Origin of the sequence: Burkholderia sp. BCC1998 (assembly GCF_905339875.1) — a bacterium.
Taxonomy (GTDB): domain Bacteria; phylum Pseudomonadota; class Gammaproteobacteria; order Burkholderiales; family Burkholderiaceae; genus Burkholderia.
On record NZ_CAJPHE010000012.1, the window covers coordinates 183,397 to 195,894 of the forward strand.

A 12,498-nucleotide genomic window follows, 5' to 3' on the forward strand; every position below is an offset into this window, starting at 1 on the left:
CTGAAACTGAAAAAACGACACCTCGACTGACGGGGGCGTCGCGTCCCGTCAGGCGAATGCCGGACGGGATGCCCGCAGGTCGTTTCTTTCTCCTTGCTCGCACGCCTCGCTCCGGCACCCCGTCGGCGGAACGGTTCCTTCCCACTCCGTTTCCACCATGAGGCTTTGCATGCACACACGTTTCGAAGGTATCTGGCTGCCGCTCGTCACGCCGTTCCACGACGGCGAGGTCGACCACGGCGCGCTCGCGCGGCTCGCGCGTCACTATGCGGCGGCGGGCGTCGCCGGGTTCGTCGCGGGCGCGACGACCGGTGAAGGCGTGCTGCTCGACGCGCACGAACAGGACGCCGTGTTCGCGACGCTGCGCGATGCGGTGCCCGACCTGCCGATCGTCGTCGGGCTCACCGCGAGCGCGACGCACTTCGCGGCCGCCCGCGCACGCGAACTCGCGGCGCTGCGGCCCGACGGGCTGCTCGTCACGCCGCCCGTCTACGTTCGGCCGACGCAGGACGGGATCCGCCGCCACGTCGAGGCGATCGTCGAGGCGGCCGACCTGCCGGTCCTCGTCTACAACATCCCGTATCGCACCGGCGTGAACGTCGAACTGGAGACGCTGCAGGCGCTCGCGCGCGATCCGCGCGTCGCGGGCATCAAGGAATGCGGCGGGACGCTCGACCGGATGAGCCGGCTCGTGCACGAGACGCCGCTCGCGATCCTCTCCGGCGACGACAACCAGAACTTCGCCGCGCTGTGTGCCGGCGCGCATGGCGCGATCGCCAGCAGCGCGCACGCGCTGCCCGAATGGCACGTGCGCATCCACGCGCTGCTGCGCGACGGCCGGCTCGCCGACGCGCGACGGCTGTCGGTCGCGCTGCAGCCGCTCGTCGCGGCGCTGTTCGCCGAGCCGAATCCGGCGCCGGTGAAGGCGGTGCTGGCTGCGCAGGGGTGGTGCGAGGACGGGCTGCGGTTGCCGTTCGTGCCGGCGAGCGCGGGGTTGCGGGAGAGGCTCGGCAAGCTGTGCGCGGCGCTGGAGGCGTCGGCGCAGACGGTCGCGGCAGCGTAGGATTTCGCTCCCGAAACTGTTTCAGACCGTCAGAATCCGCGACGCGCCATACTGCGCAAGATGGCCGTCGGCGGTGATGAGCAGCATCGGTTCGGACCAGGCCTGTGCGACCAGCAAGCGGTCGAACGGATCGCCATGGTAATGGGGAAGATGACGTACGGCCGCACCGTGTGCGGCCCGGACCGGCAGTTCGCGATATTGGCTCGCGTTCAGTTTGTCGACCAACCGATCCACATCGACGTCCAGCTTCCCCTTCCCGGCCTTGATCGCGACTTCCCAGATGCTCGCGCTGCTGATGAACACTTCGTCGGCTGCGACGATCAGCTTGCGCGCCCGAGCGCTCAACTTCGGATCATTCGCCACCGCCCAGAGAAAGATGTGCGTATCGAACAGCAGCCGCATTACTCACCTTCGAACGCCGCGAGCTCCTCGGCGGAAAGCGGTGCATCGAAATCGTCCGCAATCCAGATCTCGCCCTCGAGGGCGCCGAATGGATGAATCGGCTTGAGCGGCACGAGCCGGACAGACTGCTTGCCGTCCTGCATGATCACGACGCGTTCGCCGGCGATCGCGGCATCGAGAAGCCGCTGAAGATCGAGCGCGGCTTCCGGGACAGTGGCAACTTGCATGATGGCCTCCGTTGAGTGATCCACCATTGTCACGACATTCGCCGCGTCCCTCCAATAGGCCGAACGCCCAGTCGGGCGCAGGCGTGTCGATCGCCATCACGCCGCCAGCGCCCCCGCCTCCCCTCGCGTCGCGTCCCGCACCGCCTGCGTGACGATCCGCGCGAGCCGCTCGACGGTCGGCGTCGCCGACGACGTCCGCCGCAGCAGCATCAGTGGCAGGCCCGGCAGTGCCGGCAGCCCGGACGACACCGCGTCGAGCACACGCACCGACGCGGGCAGCCCGTAGTGCGAGCGCACGGTCAGCCCGAGGCCGGCCGCCGCCGCCGCCCACAGCCCGGCCAGGCTCGGCGTCGTGAACGCGACGCGCCACGGCACGCCCGCGCGGTCGAGCGCATCGGTCGCCGCGCCGAAGAAGCGGCACGGCCGATCGAACACGACGAGCGGCAACGGCTCGCCCGATGCGCGCATCGCACACAGACGCGCGGCGCCGTCGTCGACCGCATCCGCCGGTCCGTCGGTGTCCGGCACGCCGAAACCGCTCGCGCCGCTCGCCGCGATCCACTGCATCGGCACCTGCGCGATCGCGTCGCTGTCGATGCCCGCGCGCGACACCAGCGCCGCCGACGCCGGGTCGCCCCACACGAGCGCGAGATCGAGCTGGTTCGCGTCGAGCCGCTCGAGCAACTCGGCATTGCGCGCGACGCGCGCCTCGATCCTCACCTTCGGATGCGCACGCGCGAAACGCCCGAGCACGTCGGGCAGGATCGCTTCGCCGAAGTCCTCCTGAAGGCCGACCCGCACCCAGCCGTCGAGATTCACGCCGCGCACGGCCGCGGCCGCTTCGTCGTTCAGCTCGATCATCCGCCGCGCATAGCGCAGCATCGCGTCGCCGGCGTCGGTCAGCGCGAGCCCGCGGCCGGCCTTCACGAACAGCGGCGTGCCGGCCTGTTCCTCGAGCTTGCGGATCTGCGCGCTCACCGCCGACGACGAACGCGCGACGCGATCGGCGGCCTTCGCGAAGCTGCCGAGATCCACACCCGCGACCAGGCTGCGCAGCGCCGCGACGTCGAAGTTCGGCCGGGCTAGCGTGGCGTCGGGTGCCACGAGCGACGCCTCGCCGGGGGCAGGGTCTTGTCCGGACATCTCAATCATCCCGTTTTATCGAACGATTCATCAAAAACTTTCCGATTTTCAGGATGAATGTAGGTCGCCACACTGGCGATGTCAATTTCCACACGGGCCCTGTCGCCATGGATACCTCCTGCCTAGCATCCCCGTCCCCGTCCTTGCCAGCGCGCGACGCGCGCGGCCCGGCCCATCGCTGGCGCGTGCTCGCGGCCGGCGTCGCCGCGAACATGAGCTTTTCCGCCGCCGCGGCGGGCATTCCGACCACCGCCGTGTGGATGCGCTCGGCCTATCACCTCGACAACGGCGCGCTGGGCCTCGTGCTCGGCGCGCTCGGCTTCGGCGTCGCACTGTCCGAACTGCCGTGGGGGATCGCCGCCGACCGCTTCGGCGATCGCCGCGTACTGCTCACCGGCCTCGTCGCGACCGCCGCGATGCTGGCGCTGATGGTGGCCACGATCGTCCCGGCCGCGCACGCGGTGCCGCCGCTCATGCGCGTCGTCGCGGCGATGGGCTGCGTCGGCCTGCTCGGCGGCAGCGTGAACGGCTCGAGCGGACGCGCGGTGATGCGCTGGTTCGGCGAGCGCGAACGCGGGCTCGCGATGAGCATCCGCCAGACGGCCGTGCCGCTCGGTGGCGGCGTCGGCGCGGCGCTGCTGCCGTCGCTCGCGTCGCATGCGGGCTTTGCCGCGGTGTACGGCGCGCTGATGCTGCTGTGTGCCGGATCGGCCGCGCTCACGTGGCGCTGGCTGCACGAACCGCCCGATACGGCGGCCACCGCGCCCGCCGCCGCGAACCGCGCCGTCGGGCAGCAACCGCCGCCCGCGCCCGCGCGCAGTCCGCTCGCGAGCGGCCGCGTCTGGCGCATCGTGCTCGGCATCGGCGCGCTGTGTGCGCCGCAGTTCGCGGTACTCACGTTCGCGACCGTGTTCCTGCACGATTTCGGCCGGCTCGGCCTCGCCGGCATCAGCGCGGCGATGGTCGCGCTGCAGTTGGGCGCGATGGTGATGCGCGTGTGGAGCGGCCGCCATACCGACCGGCACGGCAACCGGCGTGCGTACCTGCGCGGGTCGGTCTGCGTCGCGTCCGGATCGTTCGCGCTGCTCGCGGCCGCGACCGCCGGCAGCCCGCACGTGCCGCTCGCCGCGATCGTCGCGATCCTCGTGTTCGCCGGCATCTGCGTGTCGGCCTGGCACGGCGTCGCGTACACCGAACTCGCGACGCTCGCGGGCGCGAACCACGCAGGCACCGCCCTCGGGATGGCGAACACGGTCGTCTATCTGGGGCTGTTCGCGACGCCGCTCGCGATTCCGCCGCTGCTCGCCGTCAGCTCGTGGAGCGTGGTGTGGCTCGCGACCGCGCTGATCGCGGCGGCAACGTACCCGTTGTTTGCCCGCTAGCCAGCAAGCGGGCACCAGCGGCGACGCCCGTCCTGCCGACCGCATGGCGCGGCATTCAGAACTTGTACACGGCCGACAGCATCGCCGAGCGGCCGTCGCCGAACTCGACGGCCGACGATTGCGATGCGTTTCCCACCACCTGCCGCACGCGTTCGACATAGGCGCGATCGAACAGGTTGTCGACGTTCAGCTGGAAGCGCAGCCTGCGGCTCACGTCGTACGACGCCATCAGGTTGTGCACCCAGTACGCGCCGAGCTTGCCGTCGCCTTGCGACGTCACGTTGCGCCGGCCGACGAAGTGCGAACCGTAGCCGACCGTCCAGCCGGCCGGCAACCGATAGGTCGTCCACAGGTTGAACGCGTGCCGCGGCGTGTTGCCGAGCGCCTGTCCGTCGCGGCGCGGCGTGGCCGGTGAACCGAGCGTGACGCTCGCGAGATACGTGTAGTTGGCAAACACGTCCCACTGCGGCGTCACCTTGCCCGCGGCCCCGAGCTCGATGCCGCGAACGCGCTGGCGGCCCACGAGCGCGTAGCTGCCGTCGGCCATGCGTTCGCGCGCGTTGTTCTTTTCGGTCTGGAACAGCGCGCCGTTCAGCGCGACGCCCGCGAGCCCCTCCCATTTCGCGCCGAGCTCCAAACTCTCGTTCTTCTCGGGTGCGAGCGCACCGGTCGCCGCGCTCACGCCGGAGCCGGAGGTCACGAGAAATTCGGCGGACGGGTTGAACGACGTGCCATACGCGAAATACACGCGACCGTTGTCGGTCGGCTTGAACACGAGCCCCGCGCGCGTGCTCAGGTGACGGTCGGAACTGTCCGCGCGCTCGGCGGGCTTGCCGGCCGCGGCCCCTTCCGCCCAGCCGTCGATCCAGTCGTGCCGCAGCCCGACGTCGATGTCCCAGTGGCGACCGACCGAGATCGTGTCGAACGCGTACAGCGCCTTCACGACCAGCGCGGTGTCCTGGCGGGCACTGTCCTCGCGCTGCGCCGGGCCGCGCCACACGCCGGGCGGCGCCGCGAGCGCAAAGCCGTCGGCCGGGTAGAACCGGTTGAGCCCGTACGAATAGGTCGTGCGGCCGTACGTTTCGCGCGAGATCTCGAAGCCCGTGACGAGCGTGTGCCCGACGCCGAACGTCGTGAACGTGCTCGTCACGTTCGTCTGGTTCGCCCACATCGCGGTCGACGCGTCGCGGCCGTAGCCTTGCGGCCCGGCCGGCTTGTAACGCCCGGGCGGCAGCCCTTCGAGGCTCACGCGCGCTCCCGAAATCACCGTATCGCGATTCAGGTGCGCGTAGCGGCTCAGGTTCTGCACCTTCAGGCCGGACGACACGTCGTGCTCGGCCTTCACGGTGAAGGCATCCGCGGCGATCCGTTCGCGATCCAGATTGCGCCAGCCGAAATAGCGGTCGCGCGACATGCCGGCCAGCACCTGGCCGTTGTGCGCAGGCAGCCCGTAGTCGGGCAGGTTGTTGTCGTACTGGTGAAAATAGCCGAGCGTGACGCGCGTCGGCGTGCCGAGGCCAAACGCGAGCGACGGCGCGACGCCCCAGCGGCGCTTGCGGATGTCGTTGCGGCCCGGCACGTCGTTCACATGCGCCATCGCGTTCAGGCGGAACGCGGCCCGGCCTTCGGTGCCGGGCACCGGCCGGTTCGCATCGAGCGTCACGCGGCGGTAGCCGGACGTTCCGAGCATCGTGCCGGCCTCCGTGAGCGCGCCGGCTTTCGGCGTCTTGCTGATCAGGTTCACCGAGCCGCCCGTCGTGCCCGCCCCGCCGAATACCGAGTTCGGCCCCTTGATCACCTCGACCGCCTCGATGTTGAACAGGTCGCTGCGATTGTTCTGCGCACTGTCGCGCAACCCGTCGAGCTGCATATTCGCGTTCGCGCCGAAGCCGCGGATATTGAACATGTCGCCCGACCCGCCGCCGCCTTCTCCCGCGTTGAACGTGATGCCCGCGACGTTCGACAGCGCGTCGCGCAGGCTCAGCGCCTGCTGTTCGTCGAGCACCGCGCGCGGCACGACGGTGATCGTCTGCGGCACGTCGAGCAGCGGCGTCGCGTATTTGGCGGAACCCGACCGGTCGACGCGCGTACCGGCGTCGCGATTGCCGTGGACGAAGATCGGGCTCAGGTGCGGCGCGTGGCGCGGCTCGTCCTCTTCCGCGCACGCAGGCGCGGCGGCACAGGTCACCATCGCGAACGCAACGGACGCGGTCGCGCGACGCGGCGGCGTCGCGCTCGACAGAATGCAACGACTCATGTTCACTCCACCCCATTAACGAGAATGGTTCTCATTCAATAGAAATGGAGTCGACGTGGCAATTGGACACGTACGAACTTCGGGATCCGAATGAATCGTCGAACGACGCGGGCACGGCGCAGGCCAGCATGACGCAGTGTGGCGTCTCGACCATTCGCACGGAGCGTGCGACAGCTGGCTGCGTACGGTCTTCGCGTTCAGGAGGCCGCCGACGCTGTACACGCCACCGATGCGCGGCACCGTGAAATGGCAGCCGTTCGTCACACGCGGGCGGCGCAGCACGCCCCACGGCGCCCGCGCATCCGTCAGGCCGCCTCGCGCGCCAGCGCGCGCCGCGCGGCCGGCCGCTCGGCCTCGCGCTGCGCGTGGGCTGTCCACGCCGCATGCTGCGTCATGTCGAGTCCGATCGCGACACCCCAGCGATACAGCACCAACAGGAACGGATCGACGATCGAATGCGCACCCGGTTCAGCCCACGTTCGGCCATCGGCGAGCGCGGCCTCGATCGAGGCGTTCGCGGCTTCGATCGTGCCGCGCCCGTGTGCGCTGACCGCGCCGTGCAGCGCCGGATCGCCGATGAAGCGGCCCGGCCGCCACAACGCGCCGTAGCCGACGCCGTGCACCCAGCCGACCAGCCAGGCGAGCCATTCATGACACCGCGCCTCGCGCAGCGGTTCGCCGAGCGGCAGCAATTGCGCATCCGGATAGCGGTGCGCGAGATACGTGAGGATCGCAGGCGTTTCGGTCAGCACGCTCGGCTCGCCCGGAATCGCGAGCACGGGCACACGCGCCTTCGCGTTGATCGCCAGATAGGGCGCTGCGAGGTTCTGCTGCTTCTGCACCGAGACGATCTCGACGTCGAACGGCGCGCCGGTTTCCTCCAGCGCGATATGAGCGGCGAGCGAGCAGGCGCCCGGCGAAAGATAGAGACGATATGCGTTCATGGTGTGTGGCCCGACGGCGCTGTGGAAGACGGAACCGAGTGTAGGAACGCATCCCGATGCGCGGCAAACGAAGAATTGTCGTGCTTGAACATTAGTGTTACTAATACCCGCATGCGACGCATCCACCTCCCCCCGCTCCAGACGCTGCGTGCGTTCGAAGCCGCCGTGCGGCTGCAGAGCTTCACGCGCGCGGCCGATGCGCTTGCGCTCACGCAAGGCGCCGTCAGCCAGCACATCCGCGCGCTCGAGGCGCAGCTCGGCTACCCGCTCTTCACGCGCGAACGCAACGGCGCAACGCCAACGCATGCCGCGCATGCGCTCGCGCTACAGGTGCGCCAGGGCCTGAGCGTGCTCGAACGCGCGTTCGAGCCGGCGCTCGCCGTACGCAGCCGCCCGCGTACCTGCGACGTGACGCTGAACGTCAGCGTGCTGCCGAGTGTCGCCGAGCGCTGGCTCGCACCACGCCTGCCGCGCTTCACGGCCGCGCATCCGCACATCGCGATCGCGCTGCACCCGGACGTGGCGCTCGCGCCGCTGCGCAAGCGCGACCGCATCGACGTCGCGCTGCGCTACGGGCCCGGCAGCTGGCCGGGCGTCGTCGCCGAAAAGCTGATGAACGAGACGATCTTCCCGGTCGCGAGCCCCGCGTACCGCAATCGCGACGGCATTGCGCCGCGCGTGCCGGCCGATCTCGTGCGCGCGACGTTGCTGCGCCATCCCGCGCAGCCATGGGAACCGTGGCTCCAGGCTGCGCGGCTCGACCTCACCGAATCCGCTCGCGCGCCGCGTTTCACCGATGCGAATGCGCTGATCGACGCGACGCTGAAAGGGCGCGGCGTCGCACTCGCGCGCCGCTCGCTGATCGAGCCCGAACTCGCGGACGGCACGCTCGTGCGCGTATCGACGGTGCGCGTGACCGACGTGTATGCGCACTACGTCGTATGGCGCCCCGGCCATCCGCAGGAAGCGGCGATCCGCACGTGGCTCGACTGGCTGCGCAGCGAAGCGCGGCGCAGAACGCCGCGCCGCTGACGCTGCGGCTGACGCTCACGCGCGCGTCGGCATCGCCACCTTGTCGAGCGTGATCGGCAGATCGCGCACGCGCACGCCCGTCGCGTGATAGATCGCATTCGCGATCGCCGCCGGCACGCCCGTGATCCCTATTTCGCCGATGCCGCGGATGCCGAGCGGGTTGAAATGCGTGTCGCGTTCGTCGACGAAGCTCACGTCGAGATCGCCGATATCCGCATTCACGGGTACGTGATATTCGGCGAGGTTCGCATTCGTGAAGCGGCCATGCCGCACGTCGAGGAACGAGCCTTCCTCGAGCGCGGTGCCGAGCCCCCACACCATCCCGCCGATCAGCTGGCTGCGTGCGGTCTTCGCATTCAGCAGGCTGCCGACGCTGTACACGCCGACGATGCGCGGCACCCGGATCGTGCCGAGTTCGGCATCGACGTGTACTTCGGCAAACACCGCGCCGAACGAATGAGATGCATAGCGCGACTTCTCGTCGCCCGGCTTCGCGGTCGCCTGCGCTTCGAGCGGCCGTCCGCCCGCGCGCGCGATCACCGCGGCGGCCGGATCGCGCCGCGACGGCTCGCCGCGATGCACGAGCCAGCCGTCGTCGACCGTCACGTCGTCCGCCGCGACGCCGTGCAGCGGCGAGCCCGAATCGGCGATCGCCAGCGCGATCAGCATCGCGCGCGCGCGCAGCGCGGCGTCGCGCACGGCCGGCGCGACGCTCGCCGCCGATTGCGAGCCGCCCGACACCGGCGCGCGCGGCAGGCTCGAATCGCCGAGCACGAAGCGCACGTTCTGCGGCGCGAAGCCGAGCGCGTCGGCGGCGACTTGGGTCATGACCGTGTAGGTGCCGGTGCCGATGTCCTGCGTGCCCGACGCGACTTCGGCCGTGCCGTCCGGCAGGATGCGCGCACGCGCAGACGCCTCGCTGCGATTCGCCGGATACGTCGCGGCGGCCATCCCGAGACCGACCAGCGTGTCGCCGTCGCGCATCGTGCGCGGCCCGCCGGTGCGCCGCGACCAGCCGAAGCGTTGCGCGCCGGCCTGGTAGCACTCGCGCAGCTTGTTGCTCGACCACGGCTTGCCATCCTCCGGGTCGACCTCCGCGTAATTCGCGAGCCGCAGCGCGACCGGATCCATGCCGAGCCGCCACGCGAGCTCGTCCATCGCCGATTCCAGCGCGAACGAACCGGACGCCTCGCCGGGCGCGCGCATGAACGTCGGCGTGCCGACGTTCAGCGACACGATCCGGTGCGTGGTCGCGTGGTTCGGCACTGCATACATGATCCGCGACGGCATCCCGCACATCTCCGTCCAGTCCTCGAACGTCGACGTGGTGACGATCGAGTCGTGGCGCAGCGCGGTCAGCGTGCCGTCGGCGCGCGCGGCCAGCACGACGCGCTGCTCGGTGAACGGGCGGCCGCCGACCGGGCCGAACATCTGCGGCCGCGTCAGCGCAAGGCGCACCGGGCGGCCCACCTGGCGCGCGGCCATCGCGCACAACGACACGTGCGACCACGACGATCCCTTGCAGCCGAAGCCGCCGCCGAGGAACGGCGAGATCACGCGCACGTGTTCCGGCGCGATGCCGAACACCGCGGCCACCGCCGTGCTGGCGCCCGACACGCCCTGCGTCGCGTCGTGCAGCGTGAGCGTCGGGCCGTCCCAGTGCGCCATCGTCGCGTGCGGCTCAAGCGGATTGTGATGCTGCATCGGCGTCGTGTAGGTGGCGTCGATGCGCACCGCGCCCTCGCGCAGGCCCGCATCGACGTCGCCGCGCTGCGTGTCCATCGCGCGCCCCTGCTGCTTCGGCGGCACGCGCGCGCCGCGCTTCGCGCGCGCGAAATCGAGCGTGGCATCGCTCGCGCGATAGCGCACCTGCACGGCATTCGCGGCGTCGGTCGCCTGCTCGAGCGTTTCGGCGACGACGACCGCGACAGGTTCGTTGCTGTAGCGCACCGTGTCGTCCTGCAACAGCGTGAGCCGGCGCCCGGCCGGCGGCGACAGCGGCGTGCGGCCGCCGTTGGGCAACCGCATCGCGTTCTCGTGCGTCATCACGAGCAGCACGCCGGGCATCGCGCGTGCGCGTGCCGCGTCAATCGATTCGATGCGCCCCGCTGCGATCGTGCTCGTCACGAGCACCGCGTGCGCGAGGCGCGTATCGGCGAATTCGGCCGCATAGCGCGCGCCGCCCGTCACTTTGAGTACGCCGTCGACACGGTCGAGCGGCTGTCCAGTCACCGTGTTCATGCCGCATCTCCCGTCGTGCCAGCGGCCGCATGCACCGCACGGACGATCGCGCGCTGCGCGAGCGCGACCTTGAATCGATTGCCGTCGAGCGGCCGCGCGTCGCGCAACGCGAGCGCAGCCGCCTCGCGCAGCGCCGCATCCGTCGGCGCGCGGCCGACGAGATGCCGTTCCGCGGCCGTCGCACGCAGCGGCTTGTGCGCCACGCCGCCGAGCGCGATGCGCGCCTCCGTCACCTGCGCACCGTCCAGCCGCAACGCGGCGGCCACCGCGACCAGCGCGAACGCGTAACTCGCGCGGTCGCGCACCTTCAGATAGTGCGCATGGTCCGCAAAGCGCGGCGGCGGCAGATCCACCGACGTAATCAGTTCGCCCGGTTCGAGCGTCGTGTCGAGATCGGGCCGATCGCCGGGCAACCGGTGAAACGACGCGAACGGAATCTGCCGCGCGCCGCGTGGGCCGCTCACCTGTACGACCGCGTCGAGCGCCGCGAGCGCGACGCTCATGTCCGACGGGTTCACCGCGACGCACTGCTGGCTGGCGCCGAGAATCGCGTGCATCCGGTTGTGCCCGCCGATCGCCGCGCAGCCGCTGCCCGGCTCGCGCTTGTTGCATTGCGCGAACGCGGGATCGTAGAAATACGGGCAGCGCGTGCGCTGCATCAGGTTGCCGCCGACGGTCGCCATGTTGCGCAATTGCGCGGACGCGCCGGCGAGCAGCGCCTGCGACAGCAGCGGATAGTCCGCGCGAATACGCGGATGAGCGGCCGCATCGCTGTTGCGCACGAGCGCACCGATTCGCAGTCCGCCATCCGGCAACGCGTCGACCGTATCGAGGCCCGCGATGCGCGTGATGTCGATGAGCGTGACGGGCCGCGCGACGCCGCCCTTCATCAGGTCCAGCAGGTTCGTGCCGCCGCCGATGAAGGCCGCGCCCGGCCGCTGCGCCGCCCGCACGGCGCCCGCGACGTCGGTTGCCCGTTCGTAGGAGATCGCTTCCATGGCCGGGTCCTCCCGCGCTAGCCGTTCGCCGCGTGCGCGGCGCGCACGGCGGCGACGATGTTCGGGTACGCACCGCAGCGGCACAGATTGCCGCTCATGCGCTCGCGGATCTCGTCGTCCGACAGTTGTGCGGGCCGGCGTCGCACGTCGTCGGTGACGGCGCTCGCCGCGCCCGCCGAAAACTCGTCGAGCAGCGCGGTCGCGGAACACAGCTGGCCGGGCGTGCAGTAGCCGCACTGGAATGCATCGTGATCGACGAACGCACGCTGCATCGGGCTCAGCACGCCGCCGCGCGCGAGCCCCTCGACGGTCGTGATCCGCTCGCCTTCGTGCATCACCGCGAGCGTCAGGCACGCATTGATGCGCCGCCCGTCGACGAGCACCGTGCACGCGCCGCATTGCCCGCGGTCGCAGCCTTTCTTGGTGCCGGTGAGGCCCGCGTATTCGCGCAGCGCGTCGAGCAGCGTGACGCGCGGTTCGAGCTGCAGCGTGTATTCGCGCCCGTTGATGTCGAGCCGCACGGGCCGCGCCGGGACCGTATCGCGATGCGTCGCCGCAGGCGTGGATGTCATGTGCGGCGGCTGCGGATGAACGTGCGATGCGGCGCCGACGGTCGCGGCCGCCGCCGCCGATTGCAGAAAGCGGCGCCGTGCGGCACTGGACGGCGTATCGTCCGGCAACGGCGGCGACGCCGCATGGCCGGCCGCGAGCGGCGACGGGGCAGCATCGCTTGCGGGTCCGGTGGACGGGGGGATGGGTCGATCGCTGGACATGGCTTCTGCTCGCTCCCTGGTTGATGGATGCGGATA

General features: G+C 70.5%; 11 protein-coding genes. 3 read left to right on the forward strand and 8 right to left on the reverse strand.

Going from position 1 to position 12,498, the window contains the following annotated elements; translation table 11 throughout:
- Positions 1-169: 169 nt before the first annotated feature.
- On the forward strand, positions 170-1,063 hold the full coding sequence (gene dapA, locus U5A56_RS21535) for a 4-hydroxy-tetrahydrodipicolinate synthase (protein ID WP_321924450.1): 894 nt from the start codon (positions 170-172) through the stop codon (positions 1,061-1,063).
- A gap of 21 nt (positions 1,064-1,084) precedes the next feature.
- On the opposite strand, the gene U5A56_RS21540 is transcribed toward dapA, so the two are convergent.
- The 3 genes from U5A56_RS21540 to U5A56_RS21550 form a co-directional block, all read right to left on the reverse strand.
- A complete protein-coding gene (locus U5A56_RS21540; protein WP_044846165.1) occupies positions 1,085-1,465 on the reverse strand; it encodes a type II toxin-antitoxin system VapC family toxin in 381 nt (126 codons plus the stop codon).
- On the reverse strand, positions 1,465-1,719 hold the full coding sequence (locus tag U5A56_RS21545; protein WP_052664711.1) for a prevent-host-death protein: 255 nt from the start codon (positions 1,717-1,719) through the stop codon (positions 1,465-1,467). The genes U5A56_RS21540 and U5A56_RS21545 overlap by 1 nt, the downstream gene beginning before the upstream one ends.
- Positions 1,720-1,788: 69 nt before the next feature.
- A complete protein-coding gene (locus U5A56_RS21550) occupies positions 1,789-2,835 on the reverse strand; it encodes a LysR substrate-binding domain-containing protein (RefSeq protein WP_321924452.1) in 1,047 nt (348 codons plus the stop codon).
- A 107-nt stretch (positions 2,836-2,942) separates the two neighbouring features.
- Here U5A56_RS21550 and U5A56_RS21555 point away from each other — a divergent pair, with 107 nt between their 5' ends.
- On the forward strand, positions 2,943-4,217 hold the full coding sequence (locus U5A56_RS21555) for an MFS transporter (protein WP_321924454.1): 1,275 nt from the start codon (positions 2,943-2,945) through the stop codon (positions 4,215-4,217).
- Positions 4,218-4,272: 55 nt separating this feature from the next.
- Here U5A56_RS21555 and U5A56_RS21560 read toward each other — a convergent pair whose 3' ends face one another.
- Both U5A56_RS21560 and U5A56_RS21565 read right to left on the reverse strand, forming a co-directional pair.
- Entirely contained in the window at positions 4,273-6,474 is a 2,202-nt protein-coding gene (locus U5A56_RS21560; RefSeq protein ID WP_321924455.1) for a TonB-dependent siderophore receptor, read from the reverse strand.
- A gap of 305 nt (positions 6,475-6,779) precedes the next feature.
- Positions 6,780-7,418 carry a glutathione S-transferase family protein gene (locus tag U5A56_RS21565; protein ID WP_124571777.1) on the reverse strand — a complete coding sequence of 213 codons (639 nt, stop codon included), beginning with the start codon at positions 7,416-7,418 and terminating at the stop codon, positions 6,780-6,782.
- Positions 7,419-7,529: 111 nt separating this feature from the next.
- Between U5A56_RS21565 and U5A56_RS21570 the strand changes: the two genes are divergently transcribed.
- Positions 7,530-8,450 (forward strand): LysR substrate-binding domain-containing protein, encoded by a 921-nt coding sequence (locus U5A56_RS21570; protein ID WP_124486603.1) that lies wholly within the window; start codon positions 7,530-7,532, stop codon positions 8,448-8,450.
- Positions 8,451-8,465: 15 nt separating this feature from the next.
- Here the strand turns inward: U5A56_RS21570 and U5A56_RS21575 are convergent, their stop codons facing one another.
- Genes U5A56_RS21575 through U5A56_RS21585 form a run of 3 tightly spaced genes read right to left on the reverse strand, consistent with a single transcriptional unit; the run spans position 8,466 to position 12,462 of the window.
- Complete coding sequence (locus tag U5A56_RS21575; protein ID WP_321924458.1) at positions 8,466-10,691, reverse strand: xanthine dehydrogenase family protein molybdopterin-binding subunit; 2,226 nt, start codon at positions 10,689-10,691, stop codon at positions 8,466-8,468.
- Positions 10,688-11,689, reverse strand: a complete 1,002-nt coding sequence (locus tag U5A56_RS21580) for an FAD binding domain-containing protein (protein ID WP_124486605.1) — start codon at positions 11,687-11,689, stop codon at positions 10,688-10,690. Before U5A56_RS21580 ends, U5A56_RS21575 begins: the two co-directional genes overlap by 4 nt.
- Before the next feature lie 17 nt (positions 11,690-11,706).
- Positions 11,707-12,462, reverse strand: a complete 756-nt coding sequence (locus U5A56_RS21585; protein ID WP_321924460.1) for a 2Fe-2S iron-sulfur cluster-binding protein — start codon at positions 12,460-12,462, stop codon at positions 11,707-11,709.
- Positions 12,463-12,498 lie beyond the last annotated feature (36 nt).

Bases quoted from the DNA above. Each gene is read 5' to 3' on its own strand.
- U5A56_RS21545 (WP_052664711.1), bottom strand. From the start codon at position 1,719: ATGGTGGATCACTCAACGGAGGCCATCATGCAAGTTGCCACTGTCCCG.
- U5A56_RS21540 (WP_044846165.1), bottom strand. From the start codon at position 1,465: ATGCGGCTGCTGTTCGATACGCACATCTTTCTCTGGGCGGTGGCGAAT.
- U5A56_RS21565 (WP_124571777.1), bottom strand. From the start codon at position 7,418: ATGAACGCATATCGTCTCTATCTTTCGCCGGGCGCCTGCTCGCTCGCC.
- U5A56_RS21585 (WP_321924460.1), bottom strand. From the start codon at position 12,462: ATGTCCAGCGATCGACCCATCCCCCCGTCCACCGGACCCGCAAGCGAT.
- U5A56_RS21555 (WP_321924454.1), top strand. From the start codon at position 2,943: ATGGATACCTCCTGCCTAGCATCCCCGTCCCCGTCCTTGCCAGCGCGC.
- U5A56_RS21580 (WP_124486605.1), bottom strand. From the start codon at position 11,689: ATGGAAGCGATCTCCTACGAACGGGCAACCGACGTCGCGGGCGCCGTG.
- U5A56_RS21575 (WP_321924458.1), bottom strand. From the start codon at position 10,691: ATGAACACGGTGACTGGACAGCCGCTCGACCGTGTCGACGGCGTACTC.
- dapA (WP_321924450.1), top strand. From the start codon at position 170: ATGCACACACGTTTCGAAGGTATCTGGCTGCCGCTCGTCACGCCGTTC.
- U5A56_RS21550 (WP_321924452.1), bottom strand. From the start codon at position 2,835: ATGTCCGGACAAGACCCTGCCCCCGGCGAGGCGTCGCTCGTGGCACCC.
- U5A56_RS21570 (WP_124486603.1), top strand. From the start codon at position 7,530: ATGCGACGCATCCACCTCCCCCCGCTCCAGACGCTGCGTGCGTTCGAA.
- U5A56_RS21560 (WP_321924455.1), bottom strand. From the start codon at position 6,474: ATGAGTCGTTGCATTCTGTCGAGCGCGACGCCGCCGCGTCGCGCGACC.